15 protein-coding genes and 1 pseudogene are annotated in these 16,087 nt (G+C 38.0%); 1 reads left to right on the top strand and 15 read right to left on the bottom strand.

Annotated elements, in window-relative coordinates; all coding sequences use genetic code 11:
* Positions 1–18: 18 nt before the first annotated feature.
* From F9279_RS14485 to F9279_RS14465, 5 genes are all read right to left on the bottom strand, one after another.
* Complete coding sequence (locus F9279_RS14485; protein ID WP_193224583.1) at positions 19–1,086, bottom strand: phosphomevalonate kinase; 1,068 nt, start codon at positions 1,084–1,086, stop codon at positions 19–21.
* A 34-nt stretch (positions 1,087–1,120) separates the two neighbouring features.
* Positions 1,121–2,113 (bottom strand): diphosphomevalonate decarboxylase, encoded by a 993-nt coding sequence (gene mvaD / locus F9279_RS14480; RefSeq protein ID WP_152114234.1) that lies wholly within the window; start codon positions 2,111–2,113, stop codon positions 1,121–1,123.
* 22 nt (positions 2,114–2,135) lie between these two features.
* On the bottom strand, positions 2,136–3,086 hold the full coding sequence (gene mvk, locus F9279_RS14475; RefSeq protein WP_152114232.1) for a mevalonate kinase: 951 nt from the start codon (positions 3,084–3,086) through the stop codon (positions 2,136–2,138).
* Positions 3,087–3,159: 73 nt separating this feature from the next.
* Positions 3,160–4,509: a tripartite tricarboxylate transporter permease gene (locus F9279_RS14470; protein WP_152114230.1), complete on the bottom strand. Its 1,350-nt coding sequence runs from the start codon at positions 4,507–4,509 to the stop codon at positions 3,160–3,162.
* The gene (locus tag F9279_RS14465) at positions 4,509–4,754 is read right to left on the bottom strand and encodes a hypothetical protein (RefSeq protein ID WP_152114228.1); all 246 of its coding nucleotides are present in this window, start codon (positions 4,752–4,754) and stop codon (positions 4,509–4,511) included. The genes F9279_RS14470 and F9279_RS14465 overlap by 1 nt, the downstream gene beginning before the upstream one ends.
* 459 nt (positions 4,755–5,213) lie before the next feature.
* Here F9279_RS14465 and F9279_RS14460 point away from each other — a divergent pair, with 459 nt between their 5' ends.
* Positions 5,214–5,687, top strand: a complete 474-nt coding sequence (locus F9279_RS14460; RefSeq protein WP_152114226.1) for a hypothetical protein — start codon at positions 5,214–5,216, stop codon at positions 5,685–5,687.
* An 86-nt stretch (positions 5,688–5,773) separates the two neighbouring features.
* Here F9279_RS14460 and F9279_RS14455 read toward each other — a convergent pair whose 3' ends face one another.
* The 10 genes and pseudogenes from F9279_RS14455 to F9279_RS26070 form a co-directional block, all read right to left on the bottom strand.
* Positions 5,774–6,568, bottom strand: a complete 795-nt coding sequence (locus F9279_RS14455) for a uroporphyrinogen-III synthase (protein WP_319020765.1) — start codon at positions 6,566–6,568, stop codon at positions 5,774–5,776.
* A gap of 126 nt (positions 6,569–6,694) precedes the next feature.
* Positions 6,695–7,450, bottom strand: coding sequence for a sirohydrochlorin chelatase (locus F9279_RS14450; RefSeq protein WP_152114222.1), 756 nt, complete (start codon positions 7,448–7,450; stop codon positions 6,695–6,697).
* Positions 7,451–7,463: 13 nt separating this feature from the next.
* A complete protein-coding gene (gene cobA, locus F9279_RS14445; protein ID WP_152114220.1) occupies positions 7,464–8,246 on the bottom strand; it encodes a uroporphyrinogen-III C-methyltransferase in 783 nt (260 codons plus the stop codon).
* Between the two features lie 29 nt (positions 8,247–8,275).
* The gene (locus F9279_RS14440) at positions 8,276–9,115 is read right to left on the bottom strand and encodes a formate/nitrite transporter family protein (protein ID WP_152114218.1); all 840 of its coding nucleotides are present in this window, start codon (positions 9,113–9,115) and stop codon (positions 8,276–8,278) included.
* Positions 9,116–9,136: 21 nt separating this feature from the next.
* On the bottom strand, positions 9,137–9,457 hold the full coding sequence (gene nirD, locus F9279_RS14435; RefSeq protein ID WP_152114216.1) for a nitrite reductase small subunit NirD: 321 nt from the start codon (positions 9,455–9,457) through the stop codon (positions 9,137–9,139).
* A gap of 15 nt (positions 9,458–9,472) precedes the next feature.
* Positions 9,473–11,884, bottom strand: a complete 2,412-nt coding sequence (nirB, locus tag F9279_RS14430) for a nitrite reductase large subunit NirB (protein WP_152114214.1) — start codon at positions 11,882–11,884, stop codon at positions 9,473–9,475.
* Positions 11,885–12,456: 572 nt separating this feature from the next.
* Positions 12,457–12,834, bottom strand: a complete 378-nt coding sequence (locus tag F9279_RS14425) for an iron chaperone (RefSeq protein ID WP_152114212.1) — start codon at positions 12,832–12,834, stop codon at positions 12,457–12,459.
* 341 nt (positions 12,835–13,175) lie between these two features.
* A pseudogene (locus F9279_RS14420) lies at positions 13,176–13,361 on the bottom strand (recombinase family protein); the annotation flags it as partial.
* A gap of 392 nt (positions 13,362–13,753) precedes the next feature.
* Positions 13,754–14,296 (bottom strand): T6SS immunity protein Tdi1 domain-containing protein, encoded by a 543-nt coding sequence (locus F9279_RS14415; RefSeq protein ID WP_152114211.1) that lies wholly within the window; start codon positions 14,294–14,296, stop codon positions 13,754–13,756.
* Between the two features lie 18 nt (positions 14,297–14,314).
* Entirely contained in the window at positions 14,315–14,785 is a 471-nt protein-coding gene (locus F9279_RS26070; protein WP_319020768.1) for a polymorphic toxin type 15 domain-containing protein, read from the bottom strand.
* Between the last annotated feature and the right edge of the window lie 1,302 nt (positions 14,786–16,087).

Genomic DNA, 16,087 nt, shown 5'->3' with positions numbered 1-16,087 from the left:
CTCCTATCTCCTTAACGTTTACTCCGAGGGCTTGATTTCTAAAGGAATAACGTCCACATCACGCCATTCTTTATGTAACAGTTCCTTCTTCTCTTTGCTTGTAAAAGCAATTCCACAATCACCGCCACCAGCTCCAGAAGATTTTCCCGCACCATAGCGCTTGGCAATGTTGATCATTTTCTCGAGTGAAACAGTTTCAATGACTCCACCTGTTTCTATACTTAAGTCCAGTAGTGCAGAGCGATTAGCGGATACACTTGCCTTTATCTTCTCTATATCGTTATGCTGAAAGCCTTCTACCATGGAAGACACAGCATCACGAGTACGACGAAGAAACTCTTCATAAATAGTGGGATTTTCGTGTTTCAGTGGCTCTATCTTTTTAATCAGAGAAGCTGTTTTAGCAGAACTACCTGTCCATCCCACTGCAAGCACTAGTTCTGTTGGCGCTTCTAACTCTTCTATCTTTAAATATGGCCAATTCTGTTCTACTAACTCCAAAACAGACTTATTACCTTTTAGCTTCTCTTTTAACCAGCTCGCTTCAAAAGCGGTATAGTGAATATACCCACCATATGTGGAGGCAGCTACATCTGCACAAGAGCCACTACCCTGTGTTTGGAAGTGCGCGATCGAGGCTAGTTTATAAATAAGCTTCTTTGTGACCGTCAACTGCTCTCCATACAGCTTTAGTATGGAAGATACGACTGCAACCACTACTGCCGCACTGGAACCTAATCCATATTTTCTACCAGAAGCATCATCATCTAATTCACTGCTGATGGTAAAACTGAAGGGTTGGGTTTTCACCGACTTTTCTAGTAAATAGTTATGTACCACTTCAAAGGTATTTTTAATAAAATCTAGTCTAGCATCTGTATCTTCTATGATCACTTTTCCCTGTTCAAAACGACAAGAAACGTCGGGAAGACCTAGTTGTGGTAATGATAAAGTTTGTACTTCAGCAATGGCTATTTTTGCTGTAAGATACCTGTTCACTGCAACAACAATCGCTGGATACCCTGGTTCTAGTACAGCATATTCACCTGCGATAAAAAGCTTCCCTGGAACTTTGATTTCATGCATACAGGCTTCACTTCCTTTATCCCTCGGGTGGTTTCTACTTTCCATTCCATTCTGTCAAATATTGAATACCTGGGCCTGGGTGACAGACAATCACATCACGGACAGAAGGGATGGCGGCTAACTTATCTTTAATGCTTTCTTCCTGATTCCGTTCACACAGCACTTTTACATTCGGACCAGCATCAATGGTGAAATATGCTTCTAAGCCTTGCTGGCGCAATTCCGTCACCTTCTGCATAACATCAAGTGTGGCGCTTTGCCAATATAAAACAGGTGGCTTTGCTCCAAGCGATGTAGCATGCATTTTCATGGCATTCGCTTCGGCAATAGTCCCTAATTTCGTAAAATCACGAGCTGCAATAGCTTCCTTGATCTGCTTTAAATCTTCTTCTAGTGTTGCCAACCAACCCTCGTAGAAAGGAGAAGTCTTCACTGTTCGTTCCATTCCCTCTCGGCTAGAAATTGATTTCGGACCAGCTTCCACCACTACCGAAAGAACACTAAGATCCCATGCATTTTCGTCTAAAATATGCTTAGCATAAGAGTCCGTTCCATCTGGGTTATTCCCTTTTTGCCATTCCACAAATCCTCCATAAACTGAACGAGAAGCAGAACCAGAGCCTTGTCGAGCTAACATAGAAAGCTCTCTCTCTGTTAAATCTAACTGTAATGCTTTACTTGCAGCAGCAGCCAATGCTGCATATCCAGAAGCAGAAGAAGCAAAACCAGCCGCTGTTGGTACATGATTAACAGACGTTACTTCTGCAAACACTTCTTTACCTGACAGGTTTCGTACATGCTGAAGAAATGCTGTTATTTTAGCCGCTTCACTATCCGATACTTTTTCTCCATCTAAAATTAATGTATCCTTTTCAAACTGGTCCGAAAACTGTACCTTTGTTTCTGTATAGAAATGATCCAATGTAATGGATAAACTACTATTCATCGGTAAAAACAACTTAGAATCCCGTTTTCCCCAGTATTTTATTAGTGCAATATTCGTGTGCGCTCGAGCGATCGCTTCCATTCACCACACTCCTCCTATACTATTAGCATTTCTCTATCGTGTACTGCCATGTTTGAGCAGCACCAGCTTGTATTAATGCCTCTGCTACTTTTTCACCTAGCTTCTCTGTTTCTACAAGAGCAATAATACAACCACCACGGCCGCCACCTGTTAATTTCGCTGCAACCGCTCCTGCGGATACAGCAACTTCTACTAAGTGATCTAATACTTCATCACTAACACCTAACAAAGAAAGAAGTTGTTGTGCTTGGTTTAACTGGCTGCCAACTGTATGAAAGTCTCCCTCTGCAAGCGAAACCCTTACTTCTTTTGTCAACTTACCTAACTGAGTGATCGATTTCTCGATAAGCTCTGGTTGTACTTCATACTTGTCTCGAATGGATTTAACTGCTGCATATGTATCACCAATTCTACCACTATCTGCGACAACTAAATGAAAAGGTGCACCTATTTCGACGTTTTCAACTTCTTGCTGTTTTTGAAACCAAATTGGATTAGCACTAGATGCTGTTACCATATCGATCCCACTTGGCGTTCCATGTGCAAATTTTTCGGCACGCTCCACCAATGTCATCAACTGACTATTGCTTAGTTTCTGATGAAAATAAGCAAAAAGACCGCGAACAAGGGCAATTGCAATCGCAGCACTTGAACCTAAGCCCCGTCCAATGGGTATTGTGGAAGTTATTTGGATATTTAAGCCGGAAGAAGGTTGCTGTAGAACTTTTAGTGTTTGAATAATACAATCACCAATGCCCTCCATCTTCTCGGGGATTTGATGTAATGGTCCTACATAGAAGGGACTTTCCAATTCTATTATATTTCCTTCCATCTCACCTACAATTACCTTTACTTCCGTTTGTTTAAAAGGAAAAGCAATCGCCGGTTGTCCGTAAACAACGGAATGCTCTCCAATTAAAATTAATTTACTATGTGCTCTTCCTACCGCAATTTTTTGTGGAGTTTCAAGCATAACTATCCCCACTTTCACAGAAATATTGGATGTTCCAAGCGAGGAACATCCAGTAGAACTTTTTTATTTATTTTTAAAACCAAGAAATAATCCAAGGTGCTGAATATAGAATCATAAATTGAACGCCATAATTTACGCCCAAGCGATGAAGCATACCAGCAAATAATCCAATTACTAGTACCCCAATCACATTGATAAAGCCAGCATCCATAAAAGCCAATAATATCACAAGCCCAAAAAATAATCCTAGAATTGCTTCATGGGGAACCCAACGAAAGACAAAGGCACAGATTTTGTTGGCATATCTTACCGCAATAAAATAGGTGAATACAAGGGCAATGGTTGCACCAATAAGCGTTGCCCAGACAAAGTCTGCATTTGATAGTATATGATGCAAGTTATGTTCTGGTGTAAATACTGGTGGTGCATTAAATAGTGCATTAGCAGGACCAATGGCCATTGGAGACAATGGAATACCCAGTGCAATAAGTGGAATTAATGTTCCAGAAATGTATGTAGCATTCGTTAACCCTTCCATAGAAGCAATCGCAACAGATGCTTTTTTCACCGGATCCTTCACTCTACTAGAAAATACTTCTCCAAGGAAAATGGTCATCCCAACAGGGCTCATGATAAACGTAATAGAGCCTATGAAACTGGCAAGCATACTTGATCCTGCTTCCTGCTTAGTTAATAATTTAAACGGATTCGGGAATCCTTTCACTGTATTCGTTTCTGCAAAACGAATCGTTTTCTTCGGATATCTCGGCATATTTTCTCGTTTTTCTTTATGTAATAGATCGAATAACGTTAGAATAACTGGGCCAATCGTAATTCCTAAGAAAAAGGAAATGAAGACATTTGTCCCCTCTGGTACAACACCAATTCCCCAATATAAATAGCGTAATCCTTCAATTAATAATGCAAAAGGAAGAATTGCTACAAGTGCTAAAATCTTATTTTTCGTCATAAGCGCAAGTAAAACAGCACCCACGAAAAAGAGTGGATCTGCATATTCTTTAATAACATCCGCAAATGGAATAAGTGCTTGTGCCATCAGTAAGCTAACAGGAACTGCCACTAGTGTTCCGATAACAGAGCCAGATGCCATTTTTCGAATACTTATTTCTGGCATGCCATGTTTCTTTAGTACAAGGGCATGCTCCACCATCGGGGTCGCCATGACACCGCCTGGAATCCCCGCAAGTGCAACGGGAATGGAATCCGTTACTTTATTGGACACAATGGCAGACATGAAAAAGGTTAGAACCACAATTGGCTCCACTCCTGCCAAAACAATCGCTAATGTCACCGGTGCTAATACAGCCGTTTCATCTGTTCCTGGCGCTACTCCGATGATTGTATATAACACAGCTGCTAATACAGCTGCTCCTATCATCTGTATAATTAGTACAATATCCATTATTTTTCTCCTGTTTTCTCAAAGTTTCTTTTTGGTTTAATAATAATGCTACAAATGATAAAACCAATTATTGCTCCTGAGAGTCCGAAAAACAATGGCTTTGGCGGTTCATTTGGCGCTATAAAATAGGCACCCATAGTAGTTATACCACAAATCACTATCGCAATAACTAAATCTTTTATTTGTACAAGATCTTCCCACACTTCAATATTATTATTTTCATCTTGATTATGTTTATTTTCCATGTAATCAAACTCCTTCATTCTTGTTCAAATCTGAACATGCTTATAATCCCACAACGCCTAAGAAGATTATACATTAGATCAGCTTAGTTGAAAATCATTCTCATTTGAATCTCATTATTCATACATCTAGTATATTACTACAAGGTCCAATTTCACTAGAATATAATTCTTCAAACCTTCGTAGACAATTGTGTTTGGTTAGCTAGGTTATTGCACTTGATTTATTTAGATAAATAGTTGGGTGTGTAGTATATTTTAGCATAGGTAATACATTGTTAAATAAGTTGACTTTTTGTTCTACAGGGCGAGCACCGTGCCGCTTCGTTGCTCCGCTCTGTACTGCCCCCCAAGACTCATATGAAACCTTGAAGTTTTTATAGCGAGGTGCTTCTTTGCAGAAATCTTCCATAAGCCCTATAATTTTATTAAAAATTATAGGAAGGAACTGGAGGAATAACAGTGTCAATCAGTATAGATGCATCAAATGAATTAAAAGATTTCTTCTCTGCCATCGAGTACTATACTATTATTGACTTAGATATTAATTATTGGAAGGAAAGTGTGATACTTAAACTAATTAGTGTACATGAGGAGGATTTCATTAAAATCACTACCCATTTCCAACAAGTACTCAGCTATTATATTTACCAGGAGCCAGAATATGAAAATTATAGACTGAATGATTTTGCTGAAGAAGATAACTTTTTGCTAACGGAATCTAGTTATTTCCCTAGAGGATTTGGAAAAATAACCATCAAGAGTGTTGATAAGGAATGGAAAGAAATAGAAGAACTATCTTCTACAACCAATTTTTATTTTCAAGTTAATAACAAGGATTACTTTTTTATCGAAGCAAACTCAGTAAGAATTAACGGAAAAGAATACAAGAATTTAATTGTAGATGAAAGTGAATTAAAGAAACCGATAGAGTAATAAATAAACGAAGAAAGCTAGGATCCCGTCTGGATCCTAGCTTTCTTCGTTTGATGATTTGGGGGCGGAGAGAATTGCCCAGAACATCATTTAAGATATTCCCGAAGTTCCACAATCATCGCACCCATTTTCTGAACGGTTGGTTGAAATAGGTTGTTGATCCCTTTTTCCTCAAGCTCACTAGCGGTTACTTTTCCAACCGCTACTGCTAAAACTTCTTCATTAAAGCCACGAATCATTTCTTCTGTATGTGTGGAATCGTTAAAAAGGTTTTGAACTTGTGTTTTGCTTGTGAAAACGACTGCATCTAGTGTTCTTTTGGAAATTTCTTTTTGGAGATTTTCTACTGTTAAGGGCGACGGAGCGATAAAAGAATACGGTTTGGATAGATAGACATCATATCCTTGCTCTTCTAGCTTAAATTTTAATACTTCATCATCTAGATTATACGCTTGTAAAAATACTCTTTGTCCAGATCTTTCTCCTTCGCTTGCTATATTCATTAGTAGATTTTCCATTGTGCCATCTTCCGAAACATATTTCACAGACAAGGAATGTTTTTTGATCCAATTGAGTGTCTTTTGACCACGAACTGCTAAACTAGTATTTCTCAGTTTCTCTATAAATTCCTCATGAAGATTCATGCTTATAGCTGTTTTTTCAAGTGTCTCAATACCAATGCCAGTGGTTAGTAGCACGATATCAAAAGGGTTGCTATATAGAAGCTCCCTAATATTTTGTTCACAAATATCATCATTTAATTGCTGGTCACCTTGTATAGAAAAAAGAGATGGAATACCTCCATTTTTTTGAATAAGTGTGGCAATGGCATCTGCTTGACGAGTTGCCGCCACACCAATCTTCTTACTCTCTAATCCCATTATTCGTACACCCCCTTCTTCGAAATTGCAACGTTTTTTCCTATTCTATCACAGATTTTCAGAAAGTGATTGAATAATACAAAAATTCGTTAAGTGGAGGGGGAAGGACAACGACTATTAGATTAACTATGAAGCTATAACTCTCCCGCTTTCTATCGTTTCTAGCACTCTAGCTCGTAATAGCTCACAAACATGATGATGATTCCCAAGATGATGACAAAGAACTACTTCTTGATTAGGATGTACGTGTAGGAGCTGAACAGCTTTTTCCATGCCATTCATTAATAGTCCTGTAAACAATAAGTAAGGAAGTATGACAATATGCTTGGAACCAGATGCTACTTTTTCTGAAAGTAATGTTTCAAACTTTGGGGTAGCTGCCGTCAAAAAGCATTTACTAACAGAAGATACATGTAATCTCTGTTCTAGTAACTCCGCGATTTTTTGTGTATCATTTACTGCATCCAAATCACTACTTCCCCGCCCAACAAGAAGGACTTCCGTTTCCTTTCTAGCCTGAGTTTGTTCTGCTATTCTTTCTACTAAAATATCCACTAACTTTTCTTGTACACCTAGTGGTTTTCCATATTGGAATTCTATGTTTTCGTATATTTTTTTTGCTTGTTCCAAAACGTCGGGAATATCTTTTTTGGCGTGGACTGCTGTTAGAAGTAAGATGGGAACAACTGCAATTTTTGTAGCTCCCATTTGTATACATTGATCAATCCCCTCTATTATAGAGGGACTCACTAGCTCTAAAAAACAGTACTTTTGAACGGGGACATCCACAAGTTCCATCGTCCTTTGCACAAAATTAATTGCTTCCTGTGCACCCGATTTCTTTCTCGTTCCATGACAAACATAAAGAACTGCTTGCATCATTAACACACTCCATTTAGTTCGCTTCTTGAAATTGTTCCATGGTGACTTTTTGGTTCGCTTCTTGTATTTGTTCTATTCTATGTTTGAAGCTTACAACTTCTCCAACCACAATCATAGCGGGATTCTTTATCTTGGTCTCTTGTGCAATACGTACAATCGTTTCAATGGTACCTACTATTGTTTTTTGTTGCTGTGTTGTACCTTCTTGAATAATGGCGACAGGCGTATCCGCTCGCTTTCCATGTTTCACAAATTGATCACATATATAGGGTAAATTTCCGACTCCCATATAGATGGCTAATGTATCCACCCCATGGACAAGACTTTCCCACTTAATATCTGGTGGTTCTCCTGATTTGCAATGGCCCGTAATGATTGCGAATGAATTCCCAAGTTCCCGGTGTGTGATGGGAATTCCTGCATAAGCTGGAGCTGCAACCCCAGCAGTTATACCTGGTACGACTTCATAAGATATATTGTTTCTTACCAATTCCTCTATCTCTTCTGCCCCTCTGCCAAACACAAAAGGGTCTCCCCCTTTAAGTCTAGTAACCACTTTACCTAAGAGAGCATGTTGCACCAATAGTTGATTGATCATTTCTTGTGGCATTGTGTGAAATTTAGGCTGTTTTCCACAATAGATAAATTCTGTGCCCGCTTTTGCTTCCCGTAACAATTCTTTATTCACTAAACGATCATAGACAATCACATCGGCCTGCTGTATACATTTCAACCCTTTAATGGTAAGTAAGTCGGGATCACCAGGGCCCGCTCCAACTATATATACCTTCCCCATCTTCCTTCTCCCCTTTGAAAAGCCCCATGTTATGTTTCAGCAATATACTCTTCCTTCTTTGACACAACCGTCCTATTTTTCTTTTTCACCTTATGATGAGTATAGTATAATGCTAGACCTGTAAACACCACACCACTTGCTAGATTTCCAAATAGCACTGGGAGCTGATTCCATAGCCACCAATCTGCTAAAGTAATATCTGCACCTAACATCATCCCTGCAGGAATTACAAACATATTGACGACAGCATGTTCAAATCCTTGTGCAAAGAAGATTAAGATCGGTAACCACATAGCGACTATTTTTCCCATTGTGTTTGTGGATGTCATTGCCATTACGGCTCCTAATGTGACCATCCAATTACATAGTATGGCTTTAACAAAGACCACGATCAAACCATCACTGCCTAGATTTGCATACATAAGCGTTTTTGCTTCTGCAACTGCCATAATTTTCGTCGCAATCGCATTGTCTGTGACATGGCCAAGTTGTGTTATGGCGATAACATATAGAAAAGCATACAATCCTGCTCCTATTAAATGACCAACAATAACCCAAAACCAGTTGGAAAGCATTTGAGAAAACGAAACCCTTTTTTCTAAAACTGCTAACGGGATAAGGGCAAAATTTCCGGTTACCAATTCAAGACCTAGTAGTATAACTAATACAAAACAAGCCGGAAATAATAGTGCTCCAAAAATCCCCCAACCTGTTTGGATTTCAGCAGTGAATGCCAATGTTGTACCAAACCCAAGAAGGGCCCCTGCAAGCCCCCCTCTAATTAACATGTCTTTAACAGATAATTTTGCTTTTGCCTCACCAGCCTCAATCATGCTCTGCACTACTTGATCTGTTCTTACAAATGACATGGTATACCTCCTTTTGGACAATCACATGATAATGTATACAAGGTTCTCTTCTACTTCCACTTTATATGTTTTGACACAACCAGAATCTGGATCTTGAACCTGACCGTCACATACATTAATCTTCCAATCATGCATCGGACAAAAAACATGGTCTCCGCTAACCATTCCCTCGGCAAGTACCCCGCCTTTATGTGGGCATCGATTCTCTATTGCACGAACATCCCCATTTGCTAGCTTAAATAAGGCAATTTCTTCTTTTCCAATGAGTGCCGTTTTCCCTAGACGTTCTGGTAGCTCTGAATATTTTCCAATTAATACTCTTCTTATTGTATTTTCCACCATTACTCCCCCTACCTATCATTTAGAAGTTACTGGAACATGAACTGTTTCATATAGTTCTTTTACTAAGCTTTCATCCTTAAGTGTTTCACTCCATGGTTCTTGAACTGTTTCTAACGTTATATCCATTCGTTTATTTAACTCTTCACGAGTACCCTTATCCTCCAGTACTTCCTTCACATGATCTAAACCAACACGATCAACCCAGACAGACGTTCTTTCTAAGTAAACCGCTGTTTCTCTATAGTACTGTAAGAAAGCACTAGTCCACTCCAGTACCTCTTCTTTTGTTTTAACTTTTACAAGCAAGTCACCTTCCCTAAGATCTGTACCTGCATTGCCTCCCACATACAATTCCCAAACTCCATCTAAACCAACAACACCAACATCCTTAATACCACTTTCCGCACAGTTTCTTGGGCAAGCGGATACAGCCATTTTCATTTTATGTGGTCCATTTAACCCTTCGAATTTCTTCTCTAATTCAATCCCCATTCCTACTGAGTCCTGTGTACCAAAACGACAAAAGTCTGCACCAACACAAGTTTTTACCGTACGTAGTCCCTTCGCATAGCCATGCCCTGATGGCATACCAAGTTCTGCCCAAACACTTGGTAAGTCTTGTTTATTAACACCGAGCAAATTAATACGTTGTCCACCCGTTAATTTAATCATTTTCACCTTATATTTATCTGCCACATCTGCAATCTTTCTAAGGTCATCGGCATTTGTAACACCACCATACATTCTTGGAATTACACTAAATGTTCCGTTATTTTGAATATTCGCATGCAATCTTTCATTAACAAAACGAGATTCCCTTTCGTCCTGATATTCCGTTGGATAAAGCATGCCTAAATAATAATTTAATGCTGGTCTGCATTTAGAGCAGCCTTCCTCGTTACTCCAGCCCAATACATTCATTACTTCTCTTGTATGGGTAAGGTGCTTTTCCTTTATTTCAGCAACCACTTCATCTCTTGTTAAAGTCGTACAAGCACAAATGGATTCCTTTTGATCCTCACTATATTTATCACCAAGTGTGAATTCCAATAGATCTGCAACCATAGACTTACATGTACCACATGAACGTGATGCATTGGTACATCCTTTCACTTGTTCAACGGTTGTAAGTTCCTTCCCTTTAATAGCAGATACAATCGTTCCTTTCGTGACCCCATTACATCCACATACCACTTCATCATCAGACATTTGGGCTACTAAGCTAGTTCCAGACTCTTCTGTTTGATTAGATTCCGTATATTCCTCTATATTCGCACCATTCTTAATTAAGTTTAGTAATCTATTACCTTCCTTGGTATTTCCAAATAGGACTGCTCCCGTTATTTTCCCTTGCTCTATCATGATCTTTTTATAGATCCCATTCCAATCATCTAACATTTTAATCGCCTTGGTATTTTCATCCTCCACAATTTTTCCTGTCGAGAAAACATCGACACCAGACACTTTTAATTGAGTGGAGAGAACAGACCCAGTATAACCCTCACTGTGTATACTACAAATATGTTTAGCTAATACTTCTCCTTGTTGATACAGTGGAGCAACCAATCCATAAGTCATTCCCCTGTGCTCTGCACATTCACCAACTGCGAATACATTAGGGGTTTCCGTTTCCATATAATCATTTACAACAATACCCCGATTTACAGGAATGCCAGATTTCTTAGCTAATTCCACATTAGGTCTTATTCCGACAGCCATCACTACTAAGTCTGCTTCCACCTTTTCCCCGTTTTTAAAACGTAATCCTGTTACATTCTTTTTCCCAAGAATTTCAGAGGTCTGTTTATTTAATAAAAAATTCATTCCTTGATTTTCCAACTCTTTTTGTAATAGTTTGCTTGCCTCTCGGTCTAATTGCCGTTCCATAATATAGTCATGAATATGAATGACATCTACCTTCATACCAAGATTAAGCAACCCACGAGCTGCTTCCAGTCCTAATAGACCTCCACCGATAACCGCTGCTTTCTTATACTTTTGTGAGTATTGCACCATTGTTTCACAATCTTTGATATCACGAAATGCCGTCACACCTTGTTTATCTGAACCAGGTAAAGGCAGCATAAATGGATGAGATCCTGTCGCAATAATTAACTTATCATAGTGTTCCGCTCGTTCTTTATCTGTAAAGACAATCTGCTTTTTTGTATCTATATTAATGACACTTTCTCCTGGGTATAAGCGAATATTATTATTTTCATACCAATTCCAATCATTCAAAGTAATATCTGCAACAGTTGTATCCCCTTGCAAAACCTTTGATAATTGAATCCGGTTATAATTTGGATATGGTTCAGTTCCAAACACAGTAATGTCAAATTGATCAGGATCAAGTTTCAATATTTCTTCTATCGTTCTAATTCCGGCCATTCCATTTCCAATCAAAATTAACTTTCGCTTTAACATAACTGGCAGCCCCCTAGAAAAGTTCGATTATTCAAACAATTTATCTACCTCTAGTTTACGCAGCTACCAAACTATTTAGCAAGCAACGTGTTAGATTTTCTGACATGGTCCTATTTGCTACATTCCAGTAATAAAGAGCTTATCACTATATTGATAGTTGTTAGATTTATTGACCAGTTCTGGATTGGAAACGTTGTCATATTTTATTTATTCTTTAACTTTTGTAAATAAAAATAAGCTTAAAGACCTATCGTTAGTTTTCGTAAAAATATATGGCAAAGGAGCAGAAAAGCTGAGACTTTTCGAGACAGAATTTATAAGTTTAGTTGAAGCCAAAATTGCTGTCATACAATAAATATACCTTCTCTAGATATCCGCAAAAATGGCGGCTAATTTAATCCGTGCAAAAAAAAGTAACTCACACTTCAGAGTGGGTTACTTTCTTTTAATAAATACTTTATTTTATTTACATAAATTCTTTAATGATATGTGTGATAATCTCACATGTAAATCTGCAAGACCTATCATCATTCCATAATCGCTTGGTAAATTTCTTATTTATTCATTCAATATTAACAAGCTGTATCTTCACCAGCACACCACATATCAACGGTTTTTTGGATAAATTGTTCCAATCCCGTATCTTCCATTTTTAAAGATTTTTTGACGCGAATACAGCCTTTTCCATAATTATAGCCCGCTAATAGGGCTTCTGCATTTTTCACTTTATCAATTGTTCCCACATAGAGACTCACATAATGCTTTTGCGCGTTTAATGCGAAGACATAGTTATCATCTTTTCCATAATTCAACATCTTATAGCGAATCTCCTCTTCCATTTCGGGTGCATAATCAACTATCATTTTTCGGATTACGAGCAGTTTCTCTTTCCGCCAATCGTCTTCAAGCAATTCTAAATATTCCTCAGAATTCTTTGCATCATATTGCATGTGGAAGTCTCACTCCTACATCTTTTCAATTTTACTGTTAGTTTACAGGAAATTTGTCATCTATGCATCTTCAAGGTTTTCTATTATCTTTCAAGAAAAACAAAAAATATGAGCAACATTCTCACTTTATTCCGAAGCATAATATCTTTGTTAAATCAAGAATGTATTAGACGTCCAAGTATGCCTTCAATCTGTTGCTTATTATATCTACTTCATGCCTTTAATTTACACAGGCGCTATGCCCGCGAATCGCGCTAATTTGTTGGAATGCGGAAGCTGTAACGAGGTCAATGCCTAGCATGGAGTCTAAAGCTCATTAACTCTTTTAATTCTCTTTCCACCCTGTCTATTTCCAATGCTTCTTCATTTAGTTTTGCTCCACTAATTCCTTCATCTCTAAAAATATGTATCAAGTTTAAGTCATTTCCTTCACACTATGCTTTAATTTCATCTTCTTGATATCTCAAGCTATATCCATCTTTGGCTTGTCCTTGTGTTGAAACTCGTATATACCCAACAACATTCAACTTTGACCCTCCCGTTACGGAAATTACAATTTATGTAACGCTTTTTAGCGAATATTATACGGTTGTCTCCAAGAAATTACAACTTATTTTTATTTAATCTGTTTTTTAATGCATCCTTTTGGGTTACTTTTTGTTAATCGCCACGAGCCTTGTCATTCTCATTAGTTTAAGTTCTTTGCAGTATCATAAGTATCCCAGCCTTATAAAATATCATCTCGTTCGGTTCTCGCACCTTTTTAATAGTTAGTATCACAACCGTACTCCATGATGGTATAGCCATCATGGGGTCTTTATTTCAAGCAGGTATTATTTATTGCGCTCAACTAATCATATTACATACAAAAAAGCACTTGATACCTAAATGCGATCAAGTGCTTGTCTTGAAATTAACTCTATTCAACCGGCCCCATAAATTCTGTAATTATAAGAATATGTTCTCTTATTTTTACCTTTTTTAGATTTTCCACTTTTTCAGATCCACCTAGACCTAGTAAGGGAGTGTATCCGAAACATTCGTCATAATCAGGTCTACCATATTTACTATAAGCTTCAGGATATGGTTCCCACATAAATTCATCATTCATAAAATCATTATCCTTTAAATCATCAAGAAAGAAATCAAAGCCAGATGAAACAACGTGAACGATTCCTTTCCTAAAGTTCAACAAGTTAACATATTTATCTTTTTCCCACACTATAATATCACCCATCGAGGTCGTAAAAATAGGAATTGCTTGCTCGTACCTTTTATAACACCTTTCCAAAATATCCAAATACTCATCTGGGTTAATCAATTTTAAAAAACCGTTTAATAATGTTCCAAAACCATATTTATCCCATACTTCTATCAGTTCTCCAGGAAGTTTATCTTTATACTTTAAGATAGTTCTTTCATCAACTGAATTATGTTTTAAAAAGTTCTCAAAGGTATCCAATTAAAACGCCCCCTTTATTTATTGGGTCAACTTTACATTCAAATAAGTATTCTTTATTTCTTCAGGTGACATATTCTTTGCCATTTCCCTAATTTGCTCATCAACAATATCAATTCTATATTTCCATTGTGATCCCAAGGAAGAATTAACTCTTTTATCTCCTAAACCACCAATATTGTCTGCCCTTCCTCCGGCAATTTGATCTGGATTGTGAAGCGCAGCTTGTGTATCCATCCACTCTGAAGCCTGCTTAGTCGCATCAGCTCTTGAAAGTCCTTGCTTTCGTAGTTCAGTAATTTTATCTTTAAGTGCTTCTTGTCTAGCCATTTTTTGAGCAGCATTTCCTTCAATAGCTCTACCTTCAGCAATATACTTCTCTCTATTTCTCAAATATTCGTCAACTGTTAACTCATTCATTCCTTTTTCTTGGTCTTTTAATTGTCTCGCAAATTCTTCAGGATCGTGTTTTATATTTCTTTTAAATCTCACTTCTATTGCATTTATTCTAGCTACATCGTCCAAATGCCTTACATTACCCGTACCCTTACTACCATCCCCAGATGCCTTCCCATCAAACCGATAAACAACCGAATCAATCCGATCCTCCACCACCGACCTACTAAACACATTAATCGGAACTTGATTAGCCATGCTCACTTGAAGGTTTTGGTTAGGGAATAACGTTCTTCCAATAAAGTGATTCACATCTTGAACCAACTTGTTTCCACTATATTTTACGTCTCTATACCATTGTACCGTTTCTCTCTTGATTCCTTCAAATACTTTGTTGTTTTGAACAAGTTCTTTTGTTTTTATCGCAATGGAAGGGGATACTCTATTTGATTTAATAGGGCTGTCTTTATCTACTTTTAATAGTTTAAGATATTTCGTCTGCCCTACATACGGAATCAGAGAAGTTGCTGCCCCTCCAGCTACATACATAATCCCATCTTTTTCTGCCGTGTCTGATATGGATTGAGCTACGGATTCCAGGACGAGGATGGGATCATCTATAATCTGTTCGAGCGTTTCGTTAAAGGTTTCTATTCTGGTAGTAGAAGCATTCTTTAGAAATGCCGGTTCCACGGAGTCTGGAATGATGCCTGATGTGGCAATGATTCCTGCATCTACCACGAGGCTGACAAGCCCTTCTGCTATTTCATAGATGGCTACCCCCAGCCCTTTTACGAAGTTCCAAGCTCCTTCAGCGGTTCCCGAAACTACATCTCCAATTCCTTCTAAGAAACTTGTATAGGACTTTTTGACGGCATTAGCTTTACTGGCATAGTCATCATCTACGTTTTCAAACTTCTTTACTTTCGAATCATAAAGATCCCATAAGTCTTCCATACTCTTCTCTAGTATTCTCTTACTTGATTTCAGATCCCCTCGTATGCCTTCAATCTGTTGTTTATTATACCTACTTCTTTCCTTTTCTTCTGGCGTCACATCGTCAAACATACTGAATAAAAAGCTCGGGGACTTATTTGTTTCCATTGTTACACGATATAGATGATTATTTACTCCTGATTCCATCTGCGAAAGATTCCACCATATATCATTCCGATTTACTCGCATCATACTGTTTCTAGAAAGGGGGCTAATATAAGTAGTAGAATCACTCACATAGTTCTCAAATAAATTTAGAAGATCATCTATCTGATTTTCATAGCTTTTAATATGCTTCTTTGACTTCTGCATACGATCATCCCATGCATCGAGACTCTTTCCTTCATTATTCTCAACATACACAGCGATAGTCTTTAGGGAATCATCCATCTGATGTAGAGC

The sequence above is a fragment of the Bacillus sp. B1-b2 genome (assembly GCF_009183415.1).
In the GTDB taxonomy this organism is placed as follows: Bacteria; Bacillota; Bacilli; order Bacillales; family Cytobacillaceae; genus Niallia.
Note: the sequence above shows the minus strand (reverse complement) of the source record. Positions and strands in the feature narration are given on the sequence as shown.

What these genes read in the sequence shown, in the direction of transcription:
- F9279_RS14485 (WP_193224583.1), bottom strand. Translation starts at nt 1,086, where the DNA reads ATGCATGAAATCAAAGTTCCAGGGAAGCTTTTTATCGCAGGTGAATAT.
- mvaD (WP_152114234.1), bottom strand. Translation starts at nt 2,113, where the DNA reads ATGGAAGCGATCGCTCGAGCGCACACGAATATTGCACTAATAAAATAC.
- mvk (WP_152114232.1), bottom strand. Translation starts at nt 3,086, where the DNA reads ATGCTTGAAACTCCACAAAAAATTGCGGTAGGAAGAGCACATAGTAAA.
- F9279_RS14470 (WP_152114230.1), bottom strand. Translation starts at nt 4,509, where the DNA reads ATGGATATTGTACTAATTATACAGATGATAGGAGCAGCTGTATTAGCA.
- F9279_RS14465 (WP_152114228.1), bottom strand. Translation starts at nt 4,754, where the DNA reads ATGGAAAATAAACATAATCAAGATGAAAATAATAATATTGAAGTGTGG.
- F9279_RS14455 (WP_319020765.1), bottom strand. Translation starts at nt 6,568, where the DNA reads ATGGGATTAGAGAGTAAGAAGATTGGTGTGGCGGCAACTCGTCAAGCA.
- F9279_RS14450 (WP_152114222.1), bottom strand. Translation starts at nt 7,450, where the DNA reads ATGATGCAAGCAGTTCTTTATGTTTGTCATGGAACGAGAAAGAAATCG.
- cobA (WP_152114220.1), bottom strand. Translation starts at nt 8,246, where the DNA reads ATGGGGAAGGTATATATAGTTGGAGCGGGCCCTGGTGATCCCGACTTA.
- F9279_RS14440 (WP_152114218.1), bottom strand. Translation starts at nt 9,115, where the DNA reads ATGTCATTTGTAAGAACAGATCAAGTAGTGCAGAGCATGATTGAGGCT.
- nirD (WP_152114216.1), bottom strand. Translation starts at nt 9,457, where the DNA reads ATGGTGGAAAATACAATAAGAAGAGTATTAATTGGAAAATATTCAGAG.
- nirB (WP_152114214.1), bottom strand. Translation starts at nt 11,884, where the DNA reads ATGTTAAAGCGAAAGTTAATTTTGATTGGAAATGGAATGGCCGGAATT.
- F9279_RS14425 (WP_152114212.1), bottom strand. Translation starts at nt 12,834, where the DNA reads ATGCAATATGATGCAAAGAATTCTGAGGAATATTTAGAATTGCTTGAA.